Source organism: Pedobacter frigidisoli (genome assembly GCF_004331675.1).
Taxonomy (GTDB): Bacteria; Bacteroidota; Bacteroidia; order Sphingobacteriales; family Sphingobacteriaceae; genus Pedobacter; species Pedobacter frigidisoli.
The window spans coordinates 93640-116952 of record NZ_SJSN01000004.1 but is presented as its reverse complement, the minus strand read 5'-3'; the positions used below and the strand labels follow the sequence as shown (position 1 = coordinate 116952).

Sequence of the window (23313 nt, the reverse complement as noted above, 5' to 3'; positions counted from 1 at the left end):
CTGCAACTGATTTTCAAATTATTAAAGCCAATTCCTTTAATATTCACTGCTACATTTAATTTTTGTTATAGTTTAGTTAAATAGGTGTAATAACGGTTTTTTATTTTAATTTTGCAGCAGGTTAGCCGAACGTTCATATGCCATCAAATTCTTCGTCAGATTCATCCATTTTAGAGCAATTGAGTGCTTACGGGCATAAAAAATTGGTTTTCTGTAATGATCCCGATACAGGTTTAAAAGCGATTATTGCAATACACGATACCACTTTAGGCCCGGCATTGGGCGGAACTCGCATGTGGAGTTACGCTACAGAGGGCGAAGCTTTAGAAGATGCCTTACGTTTATCACGAGGAATGACCTACAAAGCAGCCATTACGGGATTAAATCTTGGTGGCGGAAAAGGCGTCATCATCGGCGACTCTAGAAAAGATAAAACTGAAACCTTAATGCGTAGCTATGGCAGGTTTATTAAAAACCTTAATGGCGAATTTATTACGGCAGAGGAAATGGGGACCAACACCCGCGATATGGAATATATCCGCATGGAAACCAATTACGTTACCGGTGTACCCGAATCAATTGGTGGCGCTGGTAATCCGGCTCCGTTTACAGCCCAAGGCGTATATTTAGGTATTAAAGCAAGTGTGAAAGAAGTTTTTGGAACTGATATGCTTGCCGGAAGAACAATAGTTGTGCAAGGAATTGGTAATGTTGGAGAACATTTAGTGGCTTTGCTAAGAAAGGAAAACGCCGAAGTTTTAATTAGCGATATTAACCAAGAGCAGTTGACTTATGTTGCCCGAAAGTACAAGGCCAAACCGATTGAGGCTGATAAGATTTTTGGCATAGATGCTGATGTTTATGCGCCATGTGCGATGGGAGCGACCGTTAATAATAAAACAATACAAAAAATGAAGTTTGCAATTATTGCAGGCTCGGCAAATAACCAGTTAAAAGATGAGGTTTTAGATAGCGAATTGCTATTAAAAAAGGGAATTCTTTTTGCGCCAGATTACCTAATTAATGCTGGTGGTTTAATATCTTGCTATTCTGAATGGACTGGTTTCGGTAAAAAGCGTACTGTTCAGCTTACAGAGAATATTTATGATGCTACACGTAGCGTTATAAAGTTAAGTAAGGCCGAAGATATATCAACAAATATTGCTGCCAATCGCATAGCTGAAAAGCGAATAGCAGATGTTAAAAAAATTAAATCGTCATATTAAATAATTATTAAAATAGGTTTTATAAACCGCACTCGTTCTTACATTCATGTTAAATAGAAGGCACTTAAGGATCAAAGCTTTGCAAAATATTTTTGCTTGGCACATGGCAGACAAAAAAGACATTAAAGGTGATTTGAAAACTTTAATGCAGAGCATCGATAGTGTGTACGAAATGTACATTTGGATGTTATCGCTAATGGTAGAAGTTACCGAATTTACGGCAAATGATGCTGCCGAGCGGGCAAATAAACATTTAAAAACTGCAGAGGATTTAAATCCAAACATGAAATTGCTTAACAATAAGTTTAGCGTTTTAATGCAGCAAAACCCTGAGTATGTTTCAGCGGTTAAAAAGTATAAGGTAGATTGGGGCTTCGATCCAGAAATCCGTAAAACAGTTTACAACTCTCTAAAAGCTTCAACCGAGTATGCAGAATATCTTGCAGATCCTAATGAAAGCTTAGAATCATCAAAAGATATTATCAAGTATATTTTCAGGAAAATTATTCTTAAAAATCAGGGAATTATTCAAGTTTTTGAAGAAAAATTTATCAATTGGCAAGTAGATCACGAAGTGATGAAAGGCATGGTTGCCAAAACATTAAAGAACTTTACCTTTGATGATCCTTTCAAAAATAAACTAACTGAAATTAGTGCAGATTGGATTGAGGACAGTAAATTCGTTCAGGATTTATTTGTGCATACTTTACAAAACGATGCAAAATACCAGGAATTGATTGCCGAGAGAACCAAAAATTGGGAATCTGAGCGTATTGCCTTAATGGATACGATTTTAATGAAGATGGCAATTTGTGAATTGTTAAATTTTCCATCAATCCCAGTTAAAGTAACCATCAACGAGTATTTGGAGCTATCAAAAGATTACAGTACTCCGAAAAGTAATTCGTTTATAAACGGTATTTTAGACAAAATTTTGGGTGATCTTAAGAAAACTAATACGATCAAAAAGATCGGTAGAGGATTAATAGAAGATTAAAAAAAAAGCCATTGTGTAAGTACCTTTCTTAATTGTAATGGTCATGCTTATATGCTTTGGTTAACATTTAAAAAACATTATACTGATGAAAAAAATATTCATCCTTGCAATTGCAGCATTATCTTTTTCGGCTTGTCGCAATGCGAATACTTCAAATGGAGAAACAAGCTCAAATGTTTCTGTAGGAAATGATACTTCTAAGAAATCGGCAATTGCACCCGCCGATGCTCCAGTAATTGTTTTCGAAAGAGATATATTCGATTTCGGAAAAATTGAACAAGGAGAAAAAGTGATTCATGAGTTTAAGTTGAAAAACACTGGAAAAAGCCCTTTAATTATCTCCAATGCGACAGCAACTTGTGGATGTACGGTTCCTCAAATACCAGGGGAGCCAATTTTACCTGGCCAAGTGGGGAAAATTAATGTAGTTTTTAATAGTGAAGGAAAAATGGGTATGCAAGATAAAGTGGTTACGGTTACTTCGAATGCTAACCCAACAATTACAACAGTTCATTTAGTAGGCGAAGTGCTTACTAAAAAATAATTTGATTGATAACTAATGGCAGACGGTTTTTTAACTGTAAACTATTAGCTATAAACTATTCATAAATAAACAAATAAATAAGAAATGACATCAACAGTAATTTTACAGGCAGCAGCAGGTGGTTTTGGTCAATACGGTCAATTAATCATGTTGGGTGCTATCGCGGTAGTATTCTACTTTTTCATGATTCGTCCTCAAATTAAAAAAGCTAAAGACCATAAAAAATTAATTGAAGGCTTAAAAAAAGGCGATAAAATTATCACCACTGCAGGAATCCACGGTCGTATTGCTGATTTAAACGATACAACTTTCTTAATTGAGGTTGAAGGTGGTGTAAAAATCCGTTTCGATAAATCTGCAGTTTCTTTGGATGCGACCAAAGCGGTTGAGCCTAAGGCAAAAGCATAGTATTTTCTTAAATGAATAACTGACAGTCTCGAATGTTTTCGGGACTGTTTTTGTTTCATTACATTTGGCTATATTGTTGCAATAGATTAATTTTTAATTATTCGCTAAAATTGTTTTATGCCCATTATTAGATTAACTAAAATTGAGAGAAGACGTGTTTTCAGCCTTTTAGCTTGCTTATTGCTCGCTATAGCTGCATGGCTTTTTATGGCATTGAAAAATAAATATATTTATAGCGCAAAAACGGTTTTAGTTTTTAAAAATTCGCCCACAAAACGAGCATTTTATCCATTACAATCAGATACTGTTGATTTGCAGGTAGAAGGTACCGGTTGGCAACTCTTGTTTGATCGCTTGCGAATTAGCCCGCCGTCTATTAATATATATCTCAGTCAGTTAAATACGAAAGATTTTATTGTTTGCTCTGACCAACTTTTTAATATTAATAAACAGGTAGAAAGTACACAAAAAGTAATTTCCATCAAGCCAGATACTTTATACTTCGACTTTACAAAACGAGTGGTTAAAACTGTTGACGTTAAATTAATTCAAAAACTAAGTTTTACAAAGCAATATGGAATCGCAAGCGAGATACTTCTAAATCCAAAATCTGTAAAAGTTGCAGGTCCGATAGAAGAATTGAGTAAAATTGAATTTTGGCCAACAGATACTTTGAAATTGAACAATGTTCAGAGCAGTAGTACTTTAAGGATTGCCCTGCAACATAGTATTCATAAAAACATAAGTATTTATCCATCGTCAATCGAGGTGAAACTACCTGTGGATGAGTTCACTGAGAAAACCCTCGAAATTCCCCTAAAAATCACCAACAATAGGAATTATAACAGCATAAAACTTTATCCCAAAAAAGTAAAAGTAACTTTTCTGGTCGCTTTAAGTAATTTTGATCAGGTTAACGAAAGTTTTATTACTGCAACAGTGAATACCGATGAATGGTCTGTTCTGCACCATAATCAATTTACGGTAAAGCTGACCGAGTTTCCAGATTATTGTAAATTGATAAATATAAGTCCATCGAAAGTAGATTTTGTAGTTGAAAAATAATGTATAAAGTTGGCATAACAGGTGGGATTGGCAGTGGTAAAACTACTGTTTGCAAAGTTTTTGAAGTTTTAGGAATACCTGTATTTTATGCAGATACCGAAGCTAAAGAAATCATGATTAAAGATGCTGAACTTATTGAGGGGATAAAATCAACCTTTGGTAAGGAAAGTTATTTGGAGAATGGAAAACTAAATAATAAACACATCGCAAGCATAGTATTTAATAGCGAAGCTGAACTTGCTAAACTAAATGCCTTGGTTCATCCAGCGGTTTTCAGAGCTTTTGATACTTGGGAGGAACAGTTTAGTACGAACGTTCCATACACACTAAAAGAAGCCGCTTTGCTTTTTGAAAGTGGTTCTTATAAAATGTGTGATACCAATATCCTGGTTACAGCTCCAGCAGATATCAAAATAAATCGTGTGATGCAACGCGATAATGTTACTGCAGCGCAAGTTAAGGCCAGGATGGATAAACAAATGAGCGATGGCGAAAAAGCTAAAATGGCCAATCATTTTATCATTAATGATGAAACACATTCCATTATTGAGCAAGTTTTAGCTTTACATAAACAGTTTTTGGAAGTAGCCGCTAATTCGCAGATTTAATATTTTCTAATTTTTTGTCAGATAATTTTTTAACAATATGCCTAATCGAATAAAATCCTGCCTTATCCTTAAATCCCACAAATCCTGGTCATGATTTTAGACGATTTTATTACCATTACCCCAACAGGTTTATACTGCGTTTATGGCGATTTTTATCTAGACCCGCAACAGCCCGTGCAAGAAGCTGTGGTTTCTCACGCTCACGGCGACCACGCCATAGGCGGAAGTCAGAATGTATATTGTACAGCTGCTACCGAAAGTTTTATGAAACATCGTTACCGTAAGTTTGCCGCGGTTGATTTTCATGTAAAGAAATACCACGAAACTTTTAAGATTAAAGATGTAGCCATCACTTTTTATTCTGCTGGACATATTTTAGGCTCTGCACAGGTCTTAATGGAATATCAAGGAATCAAATATCTTTACACAGGCGATTACAAAATTGAACCCGATGCAACTTGTGAGCCTTTTGAGTTTGTTAAGGCCGATGTTTTGATTACAGAAAGTACGTTTGCCAATCCTGAAACCAAACATCCATCGCCAATTGATGAGATTAAAAAACTGAATGAAACGAATTCGAATATCATGCTTGGTTCTTATGCCTTAGGGAAAAGTCAGCGGATTATTCAGCTTTTAAACGAACATTGCCCAACAAAAAATGTGATGGTTCATCATAGTATTATGCCTTTCGTAAAAATCTATGAAGATTACGGAATGAAAATCGGCAATTACAAAATGTACGATAGAAAGGTGATGAAGAATAATCAAGAACATCAGGTTTATATTGTTCCGCCAATGGTTTTTCATAGTTATCATAAGGCAATTAATGTTGTACGGGCATTTGCATCAGGTTGGAAGAATCTGCAGCAACAGAATGGAATTTCACTTTACATTTCCGACCATGCCGATTGGGATGCGATTCTAGAAACAATAGAAAAAGTGCAACCAAAACAGGTTTGGACTTTACACGGGGATGGTAAGCAATTAAAGGAACACTTTGAGGGTAGGCTTGAAATAAAGATAATGAATGAATGATAGAATGAGTGCGTGATTGAATGTTGTAAAGCAAACGAATTGATTAATTCACTCATTCAAAAATCATTCATTCACTAATTAATTATGAAAGAGGGAGAAGACTTTTATTTTAACGAAGATGGATTGATGGTTTTTACAGAAGCTTATCATTTAAAGAGAGGCTATTGTTGCAAAAACAAGTGTAAACATTGCCCTTGGGGTTATGGGAAAAAGAAAGAGAAGAAGTAATTCAGCTGGCAGTTTCAATTCTAACTTTTAGAGAGACGCACATGCTTGTAAATATCGCTTAATGCCACCTCAAAATCCATTGAAACAAACTTAACTGCGTCTCCAATTTGTTTGTATTCAATCAGTTCCCAATTTTGGTTTCCATTTAAGTAAAAAGCCTCAACTGATATAGCTTCAGAATCAATAAGAATATATTCTTTAAGCGTTGGGATATCGCGATACAACTTAAATTTTCCACCTCTATCGTAATTTTTAGTAGAGGGCGAGAGGATTTCGATGATAACTGTTGGTTCTAAAATGGTATCATTATCATCAGTAGAGTGCTTAATTCCATTGCAATACACAGAAATATCAGGATAGGTGAAGAGCGTGTTTTCTGGTATATTCATTCTCACATCACTTCCAAAAGGAATACACTTTGAACCTGCAAGCTTAGTCGAGAGAAATCCAAACAGACTGGAGAAAATAAGATTATGATTAAAACCAGCACCAGACATTGATTTTACTCCATTACTTTCATCTCGGTTTAAAGGAAATATTTCGCCCTGAAAATACTCATGCTTTTCTTGCGATGCTTTTTCCATCTCCAGGTATTCTGCCACAGAGAAAAGCCTTTTTTTGTATTCTACATTTGGCTCATTTACAATCTCTTCCATGTTCTAATTTACATAAATTTTATAAATTGTACTGAAAACTGATAACTATAAATTGCCAACTGTGAAACTGAACTAATGCGAATGACCTGCAAAGAACCCAATCAACGCTACACCGATTCCCAACAAAACAGCAATCATTTTGCGGGTGTTGATTTTATGGTCAGCGCTTGATTCGAATAAAATTGTGGTAGAAATGTGCAAGAAAATACCAATCACGATACCCATTATTTTATTGAAATATGCATCAATTCCCCCGATTGTACCATTACTTAAACCAATACTTACATAGAAACCCAAAGGAGCCATTACCGCAAAAATGAGCAGATATATAATGATGCTTCCTTTTTTGAAATGGTTTTGCATTAAAATACTCGCCAACGCAAATGCCGCAGGAATATGGTGTAATGAAATCCCGAAAATCAGTTCGTTATGCTGGTCTTTGGCAAGCGGCATGCCCTCCAAAAAAGCATGTAAGCAAAGGCTAATCATAATGCCAAAAGGGAAAACATTTCCATCATGATGTTTGTGGATATGACCGTGTTCTACACCCTCCGAAAATTGTTCAAGAAATATCTGCAGTAAGAATCCAATTAAGATGAATATTCCGATTTGTCCTTTATCTGGCCCGCTGTACGCATCAGGAATGAGGTGTAAAACCGTAATGGCAAAAAGGTAAGCCCCGCTAAAAGATAATATTAGTTTCAGCAATTTAGATTTATCGCTTTTTACCAAAAATATGGCAGCGCCTCCTAAAAATGCGCAGAAAAAAAGTACGGCAAACTTCCAAGCTTCCATTAAAATTCAGGTTGTATTTTTTTAAAAATTCTCGAACATATAAAACCGATTATCGTTCCCAGTATTGCACCACTAGTTACATCACCAGGGTAATGTACGCCAACATAAACTTGTGCAAAGCTAATAATTGCCGCCCAAAATATCCCGATTGGTAAAATTGGTTTCCATCGACTGTAAAGTACACAAATTAAAAACACGGCAATGGCAAAATGATTGGTTGCATGCGCCGATGGAAAACTCAAACCGCTGCCGCAAGGCACACGATGAATAATATCGTTAGCCAAACTAAAATCATTACAAGGCCTTACACGAGCCACAAAAGGTTTTATTAAGCGAGATGCAATTAAATCGCCCATTGCGAAAGTAAAAAGCGTCATCCCGACAATGTAGTAACCTTGTTTTTTGTATTGTTTAATAAAGAAAACTACAATAAAAAGGTAAAGTGGCGACCAGAAAAAACGGTTGCGCATTAAAGGCATCAGCCAATCGAATAAGCCATTTGAAAGACCGCGGTGGATTTTCAAAAACAACTCAACATCAAATTGCTGTATGCTTTCTATCATGCTTTTTTGCAGATTAAAATTAAACGGTCTGAATTTGATTCGTCAAAATCATCGAGTAGATAACTGCCAAATGCTTTTTGGACAACCATTCCTGCCTTGATTAACATTCTCTCAAAATCTGCGAAACTAAAAGCCTGAACACGTTCCTCAAAATTGTATATCTTGCCCTTATCGTCGAAATTTATCTTCTTGATAATTTTACCGTCAACCACATTTTTTGTGATGTTAAAAGTAATTCCATCGAGTGATTTAGCTTCGCAATGATTTAAATTCCTGATAATTTTTTCAGTGTTGAAATAATCGACCACCAAAGTGCCATCAGCTTTTAAACACTTTCTAAATGTTTTTAAGGCATTTACATGTTCTTTTTCGGTATCGAAATAACCAAAACTGGTAAACAGATTTAATGCAACATCGAAATAATTAATGTAAAACAGCCTGCGCATATCGTGCACCAAAAAATGCAGTTTATTGTTCTCAAATTGCTTGGCGTATTTTATACTTTGCTCAGATAAGTCGATTCCTGTAACATCGAAGCCCTTTTTGTTCAGGTAAATGGAGTGTCTGCCTTTGCCGCAAGCAATATCGAGCATTTTCGAATCAGCTTCTGGATTGAGGTATTTCGTTAAATTATCAATAAAAAATTCGGCTTCTGCATCGTTTCGTTGTTGGTAAAGAATATGATAATAGGGCGAATTAAACCAATACTGAAACCACTTGCGCTGCATAAAAAAGCCTTTATTGTTTTGGAATTTGCAAACTTAGATAAAATTGGGTTAAACAAAGTACATTAATTTCATGGCTAAGCAATTTTATAATCGCTAAAATGATTTTGTTTTGGAAATCAACGTTCAGTTTTTCATTGGGGAGTACAGCCCTGCCATTCGCTGTAGCCCTCGTGGAAAAACTCGGGGCTGCCGCTGTTGTCAGGTTTAGAAACAAAGGTTTGTATTGGACCAATCGTCGTTGCGGGGCACGAAGCAATCTTAAAGCTATGGGTTAAACGGAAAGATAAAGTTCAAGTAGTAAGATTGCTTCGTGCCTCGCAATGACGGCAGCAGTTATTAGTTTTCACTCACAATCTTGATTCCTCCAAACCCGACAGTAATGGAAATACTTTTTTATTGCAGCAACCCTGAATATACTGTCATGCTGAGGCACGAAGCATCTGCAAACGATGAAACAGATTATTCATTTTAGCTTATTTTTTTTATAGGAATTCATGCTTGCCTCGCAGGTCTTCGTGCCTCAGAATGACAGAGGTTTGAAAAAGATTGTAATGAATGGCGGGACTGCTTTAACCGAAGCATCACAACAATTGCTTTTCAAAAAAAAGAAAAAATCAGTCACACGTTTGATTGAAACCAGCAACCGAATATCTATTAAATATATCGTATAAATAGATATAAAAACAATGTAAATTAACAATCCAAACCTGTCTAAAATAGCTGCTATCTTGTTTTTTTTCTTATTTTTGAGCTTCAAATAAAATACACGAAGTGACTTTAATAAAATCGATTTCAGGAATACGAGGAACCATTGGCGGACAAGCTGGAAACGGCCTAACACCGATAGATATTGTGAAATTTACGGCTGCTTTCGGTAGCTGGGTAGTTCAAAAAACAGGAAATAAAAGAATTGTTTTAGGTCGTGATGCACGCATTTCTGGCGAAATGGTTAACAATTTGGTTATCGGAACCTTGCAAGGTTTGGGTATCGAAGTTATCGATTTAGGCTTATCGACAACACCAACTGTAGAAGTCGCCGTGCCTGATGAGCAAGCTGGCGGAGGTATTATTTTAACGGCCAGTCACAATCCAAAACAATGGAACGCCTTGAAATTATTAAATCATGACGGCGAGTTTATCAGCGATTTAGATGGTAAGGAAGTTTTGGATTTGGCAGAAAGTGCAAGTTTCGAATTTGCTGAAGTAGATAAATTGGGTAAGGTAATTAAAAACGACACTTACCTGCAAAAACATATCGATAAAGTTTTAGCACTGCCTTTGGTTGATGTTGACGCCATTAAAAAGGCCGATTTTAAAGTCGTAATTGATTGTGTGAATTCAACTGGTGGCATTTTTATTCCTGCATTATTAAAGGCTTTGGGCGTAACCCGAGTAACCGAATTGTATTGCGAACCGAACGGCCAATTCCCGCATAACCCTGAGCCACTTCCTGAAAATTTAACTGAAATTTCGAAAGAAGTACAAAAGCAAAATGCCGATTTAGGTATTGTAGTTGACCCAGATGTTGACCGTTTGTGCTTCGTAAATGAAGATGGAAGCATGTTTGGCGAAGAATATACTTTGGTTGCAGTTGCAGATTACGTGTTGAAAAATACACCTGGAAATACGGTTTCCAACCTTTCATCAACACGTGCTTTACGTGATGTTACCGAGAAAGCAGGTTCAGAATACAATGCATCGGCAGTTGGCGAGGTTAACGTGGTTAACAAAATGAAAGAAACCAATGCCATTATCGGCGGCGAGGGTAACGGTGGAATTATCTATCCTGAATCGCATTACGGCAGAGATGCTTTAGTTGGAATTGCGCTATTTTTAACGCATCTGGCAAAATTTGGTAAGTCTATTTCCTTGTTAAGAAGCAGTTATCCGCAATACCACATTTCGAAAAATAAGATTACCCTTACGCCTGAAATGGATATAGATAATTTATTGAAACAGGTAGAAGAAAAATATAAAAACCAGCCTTACAGTACCATTGATGGATTAAAAATCGAGTTCGATAAAACTTGGGTACATTTACGTCGTTCTAATACAGAACCGATTATCCGTATTTATAGTGAGGCGGAAAACGAAACCATTGCAGAAAATTTAGCTAATAAAATCATCTCCGACATTAAAGAAATACTTAAATTAAACTAGTAAATGAAAAGGGTTTATTTAGATAATGCGGCTACAACGCCTTTAGATAAAGATGTAATCGCCGAAATGACGAATGTAATGGAGAACTATTTTGGTAATCCGTCTGCTATTCATGCGCTTGGTCGCGAGGTGAGAACATTGGTTGAGAAAGCCCGTAAAACGGTTTCTGGCCTTTTAGGTGCCTCACCATCCGAAATATTTTTTACTTCGGGAGGTACCGAAGCCGATAACACGGCCATCCGTTGCGGTATTTCTGCTTACGGAATTAAACATGCCATCACATCAAAAATTGAGCACCATGCTGTTGAACAAACTTTAAACATTATGCTTAAAAATGGCGAAATCGATAAGTTGAGTTTCGTTAATATCGATGAAAAAGGTAATGTTGATTATGCCCATTTGGAAGAATTATTGCAAAATAACGAACGCACTTTTGTATCATTAATGCATGCAAATAACGAATTGGGTACCTTAACCGATATGATTAAGGTTGGCGATATCTGCGAAAAATACAACGCCATCTATCATGCCGATACCGTTCAAACGATGGGCCATTACACGCACAATGTACGCGAACTAAAAGCCCATTTTATTGTTTGCGCAGCGCATAAACTTCATGGTCCGAAAGGTGTGGGTTTCTTGTATGTAAATAGCAATATTAAAATTCCGCCGATGATTTATGGTGGCGCACAAGAGCGTAACATGCGTGGCGGAACGGAAAATGTTTACGGAATTGTAGGTTTGGCGAAAGCTTTAGAAATTGCTTATGCTGAAATGGAACAACACCAAAATCATATTCAAGGACTAAAAGATTATTTAAAAGAAGCTTTAATTGCAGAAATTCCTGGTATTGCTTTTAATGGCGAAACCGATGCAGATAAAAGCCTTTATACAGTGTTAAACGTGTCTTTCCCAGAAATGGATATGGCCGATATGTTGCTGTTTAATTTAGACATCAACGGAATTTGTGCATCTGGCGGTAGCGCTTGTTCTTCAGGCTCAAACATTGGTTCTCACGTTTTAAACGGTATAAATGCCGACCCGAATCGTCCGTCTGTTCGTTTTTCTTTTAGCAAATACACTACGAAAGAAGAACTGGATTACGTAATTGAAAAAGTTAAAATGGTGGTTAAGCAAAACGCTTTAGCCTAAAATATCATTAACCAAATAGGAACAGTCTCGAAGCAATTCGGGACTTTTTTTTCCTTGTTATTTTATCGATACTGTCACGTTGAGCTTGTCGAAACGTTATTAAAAGATTTTAGTATTTTGGAAAGCAATAGCAGTTCCTTTATTAATGTTAGTCCTGCTTTCTGTTGCAACAAAAGCAGAAAAAGCTTTTGGTTTCCACGTCAATCAGGTTTGGATTACAAAGGTTTGTGGTGCTTGGTTACGTCAGTTTGATATTAATTGCAAATAAACCACCCCGCCTTTCAGGCACCCCTCAAGAGGGGAATTCTACCGCCTTAAAAAACAATGAGGGAAAGCAAAATTTCAAAAGATTTGCCACGGAAATACAGAAGTCACTGAAAAATGAGATGTGTTTTTATGGCGGATGCTTTAAGCAAACTTTCACAACACCACAAATTTTCCGAACAACGGATACGGCATAGCAAATGATTTTAGGAAAAAGCGTTGAAACCGTTTGCAAATCCTTTCAAAATCCACTGCACAAAAGAATTTGCAGTCTGTGTATTAGGTTTATAGCGCAAAGGCAGAGACCTCAAATTATTTTCAAACACGGTTTGACGAATTTTTCCAAAATCAGGTGCAAGCCTTGATTTTTGCTCCACTTTTTATCAAGAAAAAGTGGAAAGCCTGTCTGGCAAAGACAAACCACCCCGTCTTTCAGACAGCCCTCAAAAGAGGAATTCTACCGCCTAGAAAGATAAGAGGGAAACAAATTTTCGAATCCGTCTGCTGATGCAGGACGGCAATGAATTTGATAGCGATAGATTTAGCTTAGTTGCATTTCATTGCCGTTGACTTCAGTCAACGGATGCAAGACCCCTTGCATATCTCAAAACAAAAACTTATATTTATGTAAGATAAAGGCAATCCAAAACTGCCAATAAGATTTAGTTCCTCAACGAAACCTTATCAAAAATCCCTTTGGTATAAGGTTAAGCAAAATTTTAGAACATATTTTTTTGAATTCTCATTAGGAGAGTAAATACACATTTGTTTGAAAATTTAATCAACCCACAAAAGCAACCAAGCTTTTATAAAATTTATCGTTATGGAAAATCAGGAAACCAATCCACAATCAACAAATCTTGAGACTGGAAAATCGCTAGAGGAAAGAAAACACATCTACAAGTTCATTTTGTCGCCATTTTCATTTGAATCATCACATCATTTTAACAAGATTCATAAAAGGAAGTTTAACTCCTTTGGCTGCATACATGAGTTGAGAAAGTTATCTGGTTCAATGATGTAATTGCAAATCTAAGTTAAATAGAAACCTTTTTAAACGAAAGGATAGGATATGTTATGCTTAAACTCATTCCTAAAACAGCTATTAAAAACAATATTATTTCTCGCTTGTTCTTTTATTACATCAAATTGAAAACAATGGAAAATAATAAAGAAAAAGGTAAAGTCGTTGAGAACGATTTGCTGGATAAAACCGCTGAAGATATCAAAGAAGATAGAACGCTTGATGAAAACAAATCATCTAAAGTCGGGACTAACTTATTTAACAAAGATAAAGGCCGTAAAAACAATTCATTTGGTCCAGGACATGAGCCAGGTACGACGCCAGGTTCTAGTATTTAGGAACACCTTAATTTACAAGTAAAAATTATTAAATTTAAGCCACAGCATTTGTTGTGGCTTTTTAAGTTAATCTCAAAATGGAAAGAAGAAATTTTATCAAAAATTCAGCATTGGCAATGGCCTTGTTATCGATTTATAAATCAGACGTTTTCGCTCAACAAGAAATATTACGGGCTTATAATTTCAAACCATTAAGAAATAACGTCGGAGTTTTTACCGAACAGGGTGGAACCATCGGTTGGTTAAATTCATCAAATGGATTTGTTGTAGTTGATGCACAGTTTCCAACATCGGCACCTCATGTAATCGAAGAATTGAAGAAACTTGGCGAAAAACCATTCAAGTATTTAATTAACACGCATCATCACGGCGACCATACCGCAGGAAATATTGCCTTTAAAGGTTTAGCCGAAAAAGTGGTGGCGCATCAAAACTCATTGGTAAATCAAAAGAGAGGTGCAGAGAAAGCCAATAATTTAGATAAACAATTACTGCCAGATACTACTTTCGGTATAGGTTGGAAAGCACCTGTTGGCGATGAGAAAATCAGTGCTTACTATTACGGTTCAGGCCATACCAACGGCGATGCGGTTTATCACTTCGAAAATGCAAATATCGTACATGTTGGAGATTTAGTTTTCAACCGAAGATTTCCTTATATCGACAGAGAAAACGGCGCACATATCGGCAATTGGATTACCGCATTAGATAAAATTCAAAATCAATTTGATAAAGATACCATGTTCATTTGGGGACATAGCTTAGACCCAGAAAAAGTAACGGGAACAAAAGCGGACGTAAAAGCTTATCAGGATTATTTAAAAAACTTGATGTCTTATGTTGGCAGCGAGATTAAGGCTGGAAAATCTAAAGAAGATATCTTGAAAGCAACCACAATTCCAAATGCTCCCGAATGGCAAGGCGACGGGATTCAAAGAAGCTTAACTGCAGCTTACGATGAATTGAAAGGGGTTTAGGTTTTAGCCGCAGATTCGCAGATTAATTTAAAAATAATCTGCGAATCTGTGGCCAATATTTTCCAAATCTTTCTTCAATTTATAAACATTCTATATTTAAAATAAATCTAAACAACCAACCCAAAACCACTATATCCTAACCCTTATCTGCTATATTTGTGTTACACAAAATCCAATATCAGATATGGATGATTTTTTAGCAGCCCGCTCCCAAATGGCCTTATCATTAGGCTTTCATATTATCTTTTCTTGCATCGGTATGGTGATGCCATTTTTTATGGCCGTTTCACATTATAAATGGTTAAAAACCAACGATGAAGTTTATAAAAATTTAACTAAAGCATGGAGTAAAGGTGTTGCTATTTTTTTCGCTACGGGGGCTGTTTCAGGTACCATGTTATCATTTGAATTGGGCTTATTGTGGCCAAAATTTATGGAACATGCCGGACCGATTTTCGGGATGCCATTTTCGTTAGAGGGAACCGCATTTTTCATCGAGGCAATCGCATTAGGATTTTTCCTTTACGGCTGGAATAAGCTGAATAAATGGTTCCACTGGTTTACGGGGATGGTTGTTGGCGTAAGCGGATTAGCTTCTGGAATTTTAGTGGTTGCAGCAAATGCATGGATGAATAGCCCTGCAGGCTTTGATTTTGTAAATGGACAATACTTAAACATCGACCCAATTCAGGCGATGTTTAATAAAGCGTGGTTTTCACAGGCCTTGCACATGTGCCTGGCCGCATTTACAGCTACGGGCTTTGCCGTTGCAGGCGTTCATGCGCTTATGATATTGCGAAATCAGAATAAGGAATTCCATTTAAAAGCCTTTAAAATTGCAGCTGTTTTCGCATGCATCAGCGCATTATTGCAACCTTTAAGTGGCGATATTTCTGCAAAGGATGTCGCTAAAAGGCAACCTGCAAAGCTTGCTGCAATGGAAGCGCTGTATCAAACGGAAAAACCCGCAGCTCTTTTAATTGGAGGTATCGTAAACGAAAAAGATAAAACCGTAAAAGGAGCAATCAAGATTCCTGGTGCACTTAGTTTTTTAGCTCATGGTAATTTCAAAGCTGAAGTAAAAGGGCTCGACCAAATTCCAGAGAACGAACATCCGCCGGTGGCGATAACGCATTATGCTTTTCAAATTATGGTTGGAATAGGAACTCTGTTGGCCTTAATTTCACTAATTTACTTTATCAATTTATTTAGAAAGAAACCGCTTTTAGAGAAACGTTGGTTGCTAAAGCTATTTGTATTGGCTATTCCGCTTGGATATCTCGCCTTGGAAGCTGGTTGGGTGGTAACAGAAGTTGGTCGTCAGCCCTGGATAATTTACGGCATTATGCGCACTAAAGATGCCGTAACACCTATGCCTGGAATTGCCTATTCATTTTACATTTTCTCGGCGATTTATTTATCGCTTAGCTGTATCGTTACATTTTTACTTTACCGACAAATAAAAATGGTTCCTGTGCTTTATGATAAGACAGTAATCAAATCGAAATAACCAATAATCAAAATAAAATAACCAATCGGTGTTATCATCTATTAATTGGTGTAATCGCCTAATAATCTGAGTAATCATTTTCATAATATGGAATACGTTGTAATCGCTTTTTTATGTTTGGGCATTTTGCTTTACTTCCTTTTGGGTGGAGCAGATTTTGGTGCAGGAATCATTGAGCTTTTTACGTCTACAAAAAACAGAAGCCGAACTCGAAAAACCATGTATCAGGCAATCGGACCGGTTTGGGAGGCGAACCACATGTGGCTCATTATTGCAATTGTTATTCTATTTGTTGGTTTCCCGCACATTTACACCACCATGTCGGTTTATCTGCATATTCCTTTGCTCATTATGCTCATCGGCATTATCGCCCGTGGAACAGCTTTTGTGTTTCGCCATTACGATGCCGTGAAAGATGATATGCAATGGCTGTACAATAGAATTTTCCGATATTCTAGTTTTATTACAGCGCTTTTTCTCGGAATTATCGCTGGCAGTTTAATTTCAGGTCATATTGATTCCGAAGCAAAAGATTTTGTGTCTGCTTATATCTACAGCTGGCTCAATTGGTTTTCGATTGCTGTAGGTTTTTTTACTGTTGCACTTTGTGGCTTCCTTGCGGCAGTTTATCTAATTGGCGAAACTAAAGATGAATATGATAAACGCCGCTTTATTAGAAAGGCAGAGTTTATGAATATTGCGGCAGTAATTTTTGGTGCCTTGGTTTTCCTTGTCGCACAGTTTGATAACATTCCTTTAATCGATTGGGTATTCAAAAACACTGTAGGTTTATCTGCTATTATTTTGGCAAGTTTATCCTTGATATTGCTTTGGTATTTGCTGATAAAAGGCAAAACGAAAGTATTGAGGATTTTAGCTGGTTTTCAGGTTACGATGATTTTGTTGGCGATTAGTTATGCGCATTTTCCAAACTTCATTCGCTTAAAAAACGGTGATGCCATTTCACTTTTCGAAACCGTTGGTCCGCCGAAAACAATTTATAGTTTGGGATTGGCCTTGTTATTAGGTAGTATTTTGATTTTGCCTTTTCTTGGTTATTTGTTTTATAAATTTCAGAAAAAGGAGGAGTAGGTATTCTTACTCTACCTAAATAATCTGTTCGAAACGACATAAAATTTATATGATAAAAATATCAGCAAATAATCTTATTGTTTAGTCTCATCTTTCTTTATCCCTTTATCGGCATTAATCTCTTTCGATTTCATAATGTTGAACCTATACATTTCCTCTATTCCAACAAATTTTCTTGTGCACTTATCTATATCTGTTCCCTCCATCCATAAATAAGGGCGGAAACTATAAGTTTTGGTGCCGTCTAAACTGCCAATAAATTGGCTCCAATTGGTCCAGCGCAAGCCTTTGTAAAATTTAGAAAGGTCGCTATCAAAACAAAATACAAGAAACTCTCCGTAGCCTGCACCTAACGGTTGCCAAGTAAGCGTATTTGGTTCTAAATAATATACATTTTTAATATCAGGTCCTAAACCTCCATAGTTAATTGCAAAAAACCCACCAATTGCATCATCAGCAATTAATAGGTAAGGAATTTTATCGCCGTATTCTTTAATGGTTTTTCCTTTGTTCCATTCGGCAACATTGCGATTTAATCGTTCGCTACCAGAACCTAAGATTCTAATCCAACCATTATCAACCATGATGCCGCCAGTATTGTAAATTACTGAACCCAACGTAGCGTAGGTAGAAACCTGTGCGTTATGAAGTGTCTCTTTCGCTTTTGCAGAATCGACAGGCAAAACCTCAACCTTATTCTTTGCAGAATCAATCCATTTTTTAACCAAAGGCCAGGCAGGGTCAGTTTTGTTTACCAAGGCTTCAAGACTTATTAAATTATCTTGTGCAGAAACAACTGAAGAAGATAAAGTCAGGCTAAGAATAAAAAGTATTTTGATGAGGCTTTTCATGTATAATGCTTATGTTTTTCAAAGATATGATGATAATTAAGAATTACTAAAAGGAACCCGTTTATTTTTAAAGCGATGGGTTCGTTAATGATTCGAGTGACATCCTTTTCTGGATTTTTCACCAAAAAGATAAAGTCCCGAAATTTCGGAATTAAAATGACCAAATAAATTAAAAACTTCTTTAAACAAAACGTCCCGAATAAATCGGGACGTTTGCATTATAGGTTTGATATTCCTCTCTGGGATGAAGTTCTTTGTAGATTTGAAAGAAAAGACCTAAGCCCTTTACCTTAAATCTACCACATTCTTATTCTATCTTCTGGTTTTTTGTATAATTTATCACCAGGTTTTACGTCAAAAGCTGTGTACCAGGCATCCATATTTACCGGAGCACCAATTGTACGGTACGGACCCGGAGAATGTGGGTCGGTTTTAATTAACTGAGCAGCACTTTCTGGCAAAATGTTACCTCGCCAAACTTGTGCCCAAGATAAGAAAAAACGTTGGTCTGGCGTATAACCATCAATTTTCTCGTTGCTTTGACCTTGTTTTGTCATTTTAAAAGCAGTATAAGCAGCATTTAAACCACCTAAATCGCCAATGTTTTCACCCATTGTTAATTTACCGATAACATGTACTGTATCTAAAACGGTGTAAGCATCAAATTGTTCGCCCAAAGCTTTTGTTTTTGCATCAAACTTAGCTTTATCCTCTGCAGTCCACCAGTTTTTTAAGTTACCGGCTGCATCATATTGGCTACCACTATCATCAAAACCATGACTCATTTCGTGGCCAATAACAGCGCCAATTCCACCATAATTTACGGCATCATCTGCATTTGGGTCGAAGAAAGGGAACTGCAAAATTCCGGCAGGGAAAGTAATATCGTTCATTGTAGGGCTGTAAGATGCATTTACCGTAGGAGGTGTCATGCCGAAACGATTACGGTCAACCGGTTTACCCAGTCTGTTTACGTTTTCATTGTATCCCCAAACACTAGCATTACGTAAGTTTTGGAAATAGGTATTTCTGTTAATTTCCAATCCTGTGTAAGTTTCCCATTTGGTGGTATAACCAACTTTAGATTTAAAAGCTGCTAATTTTTCTAATGCTTTTTTCTTTGTTTCAGCGCTCATCCATTCCAAACCATTAATTCTGATTTCAAAAGCTTTACGCAAATTTACAATCATGGCATCCATACGGGCTTTCGCCTCAGGCTTGAAATATTTAGCAACATATAATTGACCTAATAATTCGCCAATCGTGCCATCAGTTAATGATGACATCCGTTGCCAACGTGGAGTTTGAATTTTCTGACCAGTTTGTGCCTGCGTGAAAGCAAAACTTGCTTTAACAAACGGAGAACTTAAACTTCCGGCAGAACCTTTTAAAATGTTCCATTCCAAATAAGTTTTCCAATCGGCTACCGAAACAGATTTCAACATCCCATCTACACTTGCCAAAAATTTAGGTGAAGAAACCAATAAAGTATCCTGTCCTTTAATTTTGAATTTTGGTAAAAAAGTTGCCCAGTTAATATCAGGTGTCTTTTTGTTTAATTCGGCAACGGTAAGTTTATTATAAGTAGCGTAAGGGTCACGCATTTCCAAACGGCTCATTTGTGCCTCGGCAAATTGCTTTTCTATTTTGAAAACTGTTTCTGCTTTTTGCTTAGCAACTTCAGGCGTACTTCCGGTTAACGAAAAAAGCGTAGTCATGTAAGTATTATAAGCCTCACGAATTTTTACACTCCGCGTATCATCTTTCAAATAATAATCACGGTCTGGCAAGGTTGTACCACCCTGACCAATATTAACCATGTATTTGTTAACGTTTTTACGGTCTTGGCCAACACCAACGCCCAACATTGGCGCACCTAAGCCATTCACTCGCATGTAAGCAACTTGGTCTAAAACGCCTTGAATATCTTTAATCTGTTTAATTTTTTCTAAATCAGCTTTGATTGGCGTGTAGCCTAATTTTTCAATGGCAACTGTATCCATTGCGGCGGCAAAGAAATCGCCAACACGGCGTTTAACTGAACCAGCAGGTGCAGATTTATTAGCAGCAGCATCTTCAACCAACGTTTTTACGGCATTGATATTGAAATCGCGAAGTTCGTTAAATGAGCCCCAACGTGTTTCTTTGGCCGGAACAGGATTGTTTTTTATCCAATTACCACTAGCATAAGTGTAGAAATCGTCGCCTGGCTTAACGGATAAATCCATGTTTGCAGGGTCGATAAATTTTTTGGTGGTTTGTGCATTTGCAGAAAAGCCAGCAGCGACTATACCCAATGCCGCAAAATATCTTTTCAAATTTTGGTATTTCATTCGCTTAATAGTTAGTTTTAACAGCGAAATTTATGAAATACAAATCAATAGTAAAACAATATATTAAGAATATTACTTGTTAAACCAATAGTAGATTTTTGCTAAACCCAAACGTCTGATAAATTCAGCAGGAGAAAAATGGAACTTTAGAGATTTCATGATTTTTTAATCTTTATACACTATTAACATTTTTTAACATAATTTATTGTGTGGTTAGAAAAAAATTGATTATCAAGAATGATTCATAATAAAGCATTATTTTTGGAGAAATGCATGTTTAGGTTTACAGGATTTGGAAAAGGGCGTTCGGTATTTCATCGGATTTTGTAGTCCCGCCATACGCTGCAATCTTTTTTGTGATTGCCATGCTGAGCCCGTCGAAGTACGAAACCAAAAAGTATTTTCGCTACTGTCGGGTTTATTTACGTTTGATAGTACTACTATTTTTGCCACCTAAACCCGACAAAGCGTAAAACCCGGAAGCCAATTTTTCTTTGGCTGAGGATTTGCAGCGATGGCGGGAAGAAAGAAACCGAAAAGTATCTGAAATTGCTTTTCAAATAAAAAAAATAATGAGCCACCCACACGATAAAGAAGATAGCTGCTGCAGCAGTAAAGCGCATTCAGAACACAAACACGAACATAGCCACCTACATGAAGATGGTGATGAACACGACCACGACCATGGCGGCGACCCATCATCATTTAAAACCTATTTACCAGCCATAGTTACTTTAGCAATGCTTCTAATTGGTATTGCTTTCGATAATATATTCAAGGTTGAAGCTTTTAAAATTATTCGCCCTTACTGGTATATAGTAGCTTATTTGCCAGTTGGAATTCCGGTTTTAAAAGAAGTTTGGGAAACCTTTATGGCGAAAGATTTCTTTACCGAGTTTTCGCTAATGTCTATCGCTACAATCGGCGCTTTTGCAATAGGCGAATATCCTGAGGGGGTAACGGTAATGCTTTTTTATACCATTGGCGAGCTTTTTCAAATGGCTGCTGTAAACAGAGCAAAAAGAAATATTTCTGCCTTGCTTGATGTAAGGGCCGATGTGGCCAACGTTTTAAGGAATGGGAAATATGAAAGTGTAAACCCCGAAAAAGTAGAAATAGGCGAAACCATCCAAATTAAGGCGGGCGAGAAAATTCCTTTGGATGGCGAAATGTTATCAGAAAAAAGCAGTTTCAATACGGCTGCATTAACGGGCGAGAGTAAACCAAAAACCATTAACAAAGGCGAAAATATATTGGCAGGAATGCTGAATTTGGATAAAGTTATTGAAATAAAAGTAACCAAAGCTTTTGCAGATAGTGCTTTATCCCGCATTTTGGAGATGGTTCAGAATGCCACCACTCGTAAAGCTAAAACGGAATTGTTTATTCGAAAATTTGCAAAAATTTATACGCCAATTGTGTTCTTTTTGGCTTTGGCCTTGGTTACCATCCCGATTTTAGTTTTGGGTAACGATTATCATTTTCAAACCTGGTTGTATCGTTCCTTGGTTTTTCTGGTAATTTCCTGCCCCTGTGCTTTAGTTATTTCTATTCCACTAGGTTATTTTGGGGGCATTGGTGCTGCATCTTCTAATGGAATTCTGTTTAAAGGCTCAAACTTTTTAGATTTAATTACCAAGCTGAACGTGGTGGTAATGGATAAAACCGGAACACTTACAAAAGGTGTTTTCAAGGTTCAGAAAGTGGAAAGTAACATCGATGAAAAGGATTTCCTTGCTTTACTGACTGCTGTTGAAGCAAAATCTACACATCCGATTGCAAAAGCGATAGTAGAATATGCCGGCGAAAAGGAAATTCATCCTGCAGAAAATATCGAAGAAATTGCGGGAATGGGCTTAAAAGGAATTGTTAATGGCAAGGAAATTCTTGCTGGAAATGTAAAGCTACTAGAGAAATTTAAAATTGATTTCGATTCAACGATTAAAGATATTGAAGAAAGCATCGTAGTTGTTTCAGTCGATGGAAAATATGTCGGTTATGTTTTAATAGCCGATGAAATTAAAGAAGACGCTAGCGAGGCGATAAAGCAATTACATGCCAATGGTGTTAAACAAGTGGTAATGTTGAGTGGCGACAAAACTTCAATAGTTAAAAAAGTTGCGGGTGTTTTAGGCATCGATTCTTATTTCGGCGATTTATTGCCAGAAGATAAAGTTGCCAAACTCGAAGAAATTAAAAAGGATAAAACGAAAATCGTGGCTTTTGTTGGTGATGGCATAAATGATACACCTGTTTTAGCCATCAGCGATATTGGCATAGCGATGGGCGCAATGGGCAGCGATGCCGCCATCGAAACTGCTGATGTTGTTATTCAAACCGACCAACCCTCGAAAATCGCAACAGCCATTAAAATCGGTAGGGCCACTAGAAATGTAGTGATTCAAAATATTGTGTTGGCTTTTGCAGTAAAAGCATTGGTTTTAATTTTAGGTGCAGGCGGCATTGCAACCATGTGGGAGGCCGTTTTTGCTGATGTTGGTGTTGCGTTTTTGGCTATTTTAAATGCGGCTAGGATTCAAAAGATGAAGTTTTAACAAAGAAATTTGTTATTGCAAGGAACGAAGTAACCCTAATGCGCTAATCTTGGGGAAGTCGTCACACTAAATTCATTTCAGGGTCTTAATTGTATATAATGGATGCTAAAATAATTCAGCATTGCGACAGCTTTAATTCTGCAATTTGTTATATTTAATGATAGCTTCAACAATATGAATAATTATCAATCTTCTAGTTAAAGG

The 23313-nt window shown here is 36.8% G+C and carries 22 protein-coding genes; 16 read left to right on the top strand and 6 right to left on the bottom strand.

From position 1 onward, the window contains the following. Window positions 1-137 precede the first annotated feature (137 nt). The 8 genes from EZ449_RS06145 (at window position 138) to EZ449_RS22595 (ending at window position 6111) form a co-directional block, all read left to right on the top strand. Window positions 138-1226: a Glu/Leu/Phe/Val family dehydrogenase gene (locus tag EZ449_RS06145; protein ID WP_131557094.1), complete on the top strand. Its 1089-nt coding sequence runs from the start codon at window positions 138-140 to the stop codon at window positions 1224-1226. A gap of 46 nt (window positions 1227-1272) precedes the next feature. Beyond that, the gene (gene nusB / locus EZ449_RS06140; protein WP_131557093.1) at window positions 1273-2223 is read left to right on the top strand and encodes a transcription antitermination factor NusB; all 951 of its coding nucleotides are present in this window, start codon (window positions 1273-1275) and stop codon (window positions 2221-2223) included. Window positions 2224-2308: 85 nt separating this feature from the next. Further along, window positions 2309-2767: a DUF1573 domain-containing protein gene (locus EZ449_RS06135; protein ID WP_131557092.1), complete on the top strand. Its 459-nt coding sequence runs from the start codon at window positions 2309-2311 to the stop codon at window positions 2765-2767. Window positions 2768-2851: 84 nt separating this feature from the next. Then, window positions 2852-3175 carry a preprotein translocase subunit YajC gene (gene yajC, locus EZ449_RS06130; RefSeq protein ID WP_131557091.1) on the top strand — a complete coding sequence of 108 codons (324 nt, stop codon included), beginning with the start codon at window positions 2852-2854 and terminating at the stop codon, window positions 3173-3175. Window positions 3176-3292: 117 nt separating this feature from the next. Then, on the top strand, window positions 3293-4240 hold the full coding sequence (locus tag EZ449_RS06125) for a YbbR-like domain-containing protein (protein WP_225872244.1): 948 nt from the start codon (window positions 3293-3295) through the stop codon (window positions 4238-4240). Continuing rightward, complete coding sequence (coaE, locus tag EZ449_RS06120; protein WP_131557090.1) at window positions 4240-4848, top strand: dephospho-CoA kinase; 609 nt, start codon at window positions 4240-4242, stop codon at window positions 4846-4848. Before EZ449_RS06125 ends, coaE begins: the two co-directional genes overlap by 1 nt. Before the next feature lie 90 nt (window positions 4849-4938). Next, window positions 4939-5883: an exonuclease gene (locus tag EZ449_RS06115; protein WP_131557089.1), complete on the top strand. Its 945-nt coding sequence runs from the start codon at window positions 4939-4941 to the stop codon at window positions 5881-5883. Between the two features lie 84 nt (window positions 5884-5967). Then, window positions 5968-6111 (top strand): DUF5522 domain-containing protein, encoded by a 144-nt coding sequence (locus EZ449_RS22595; protein WP_162799929.1) that lies wholly within the window; start codon window positions 5968-5970, stop codon window positions 6109-6111. Window positions 6112-6131: 20 nt separating this feature from the next. Here the strand turns inward: EZ449_RS22595 and EZ449_RS06110 are convergent, their stop codons facing one another. From EZ449_RS06110 to EZ449_RS06095, 4 genes are all read right to left on the bottom strand, one after another. Further along, window positions 6132-6767: a Uma2 family endonuclease gene (locus EZ449_RS06110; protein ID WP_131557088.1), complete on the bottom strand. Its 636-nt coding sequence runs from the start codon at window positions 6765-6767 to the stop codon at window positions 6132-6134. 72 nt (window positions 6768-6839) lie between these two features. Continuing rightward, entirely contained in the window at window positions 6840-7562 is a 723-nt protein-coding gene (locus tag EZ449_RS06105) for a ZIP family metal transporter (protein ID WP_131557087.1), read from the bottom strand. Next, entirely contained in the window at window positions 7562-8125 is a 564-nt protein-coding gene (locus tag EZ449_RS06100) for a phosphatase PAP2 family protein (protein WP_131557086.1), read from the bottom strand. The genes EZ449_RS06105 and EZ449_RS06100 overlap by 1 nt, the downstream gene beginning before the upstream one ends. Further along, window positions 8122-8853: a class I SAM-dependent methyltransferase gene (locus tag EZ449_RS06095; protein ID WP_131557085.1), complete on the bottom strand. Its 732-nt coding sequence runs from the start codon at window positions 8851-8853 to the stop codon at window positions 8122-8124. Before EZ449_RS06095 ends, EZ449_RS06100 begins: the two co-directional genes overlap by 4 nt. A 771-nt stretch (window positions 8854-9624) precedes the next feature. Between EZ449_RS06095 and glmM the strand changes: the two genes are divergently transcribed. The 7 genes from glmM to EZ449_RS06060 all read left to right on the top strand — a co-directional run bounded on the left by glmM (window position 9625) and on the right by EZ449_RS06060 (window position 17370). Beyond that, window positions 9625-11013, top strand: coding sequence for a phosphoglucosamine mutase (gene glmM / locus EZ449_RS06090; RefSeq protein ID WP_131557084.1), 1389 nt, complete (start codon window positions 9625-9627; stop codon window positions 11011-11013). A gap of 3 nt (window positions 11014-11016) precedes the next feature. Beyond that, window positions 11017-12165, top strand: a complete 1149-nt coding sequence (locus EZ449_RS06085; RefSeq protein WP_131557083.1) for a cysteine desulfurase family protein — start codon at window positions 11017-11019, stop codon at window positions 12163-12165. A 1087-nt stretch (window positions 12166-13252) separates the two neighbouring features. Then, window positions 13253-13453, top strand: coding sequence for a hypothetical protein (locus EZ449_RS06080; RefSeq protein ID WP_131557082.1), 201 nt, complete (start codon window positions 13253-13255; stop codon window positions 13451-13453). A gap of 134 nt (window positions 13454-13587) precedes the next feature. Next, a complete protein-coding gene (locus EZ449_RS06075) occupies window positions 13588-13791 on the top strand; it encodes a hypothetical protein (protein WP_131557081.1) in 204 nt (67 codons plus the stop codon). 77 nt (window positions 13792-13868) lie between these two features. Continuing rightward, a complete protein-coding gene (locus EZ449_RS06070; RefSeq protein WP_131557080.1) occupies window positions 13869-14768 on the top strand; it encodes an MBL fold metallo-hydrolase in 900 nt (299 codons plus the stop codon). A 184-nt stretch (window positions 14769-14952) separates the two neighbouring features. After that, window positions 14953-16278, top strand: a complete 1326-nt coding sequence (locus tag EZ449_RS06065) for a cytochrome ubiquinol oxidase subunit I (protein ID WP_131557079.1) — start codon at window positions 14953-14955, stop codon at window positions 16276-16278. A gap of 87 nt (window positions 16279-16365) precedes the next feature. Next, window positions 16366-17370, top strand: coding sequence for a cytochrome d ubiquinol oxidase subunit II (locus EZ449_RS06060; RefSeq protein ID WP_131557078.1), 1005 nt, complete (start codon window positions 16366-16368; stop codon window positions 17368-17370). 74 nt (window positions 17371-17444) lie between these two features. Here the strand turns inward: EZ449_RS06060 and EZ449_RS06055 are convergent, their stop codons facing one another. Continuing rightward, window positions 17445-18221, bottom strand: coding sequence for a DUF2625 family protein (locus EZ449_RS06055; RefSeq protein ID WP_131557077.1), 777 nt, complete (start codon window positions 18219-18221; stop codon window positions 17445-17447). Between the two features lie 296 nt (window positions 18222-18517). Beyond that, window positions 18518-20554, bottom strand: a complete 2037-nt coding sequence (locus tag EZ449_RS06050) for a M13 family metallopeptidase (protein ID WP_131557076.1) — start codon at window positions 20552-20554, stop codon at window positions 18518-18520. 572 nt (window positions 20555-21126) lie between these two features. Between EZ449_RS06050 and EZ449_RS06045 the strand changes: the two genes are divergently transcribed. Next, window positions 21127-23109: a heavy metal translocating P-type ATPase gene (locus tag EZ449_RS06045; protein ID WP_131557075.1), complete on the top strand. Its 1983-nt coding sequence runs from the start codon at window positions 21127-21129 to the stop codon at window positions 23107-23109. Window positions 23110-23313 lie beyond the last annotated feature (204 nt).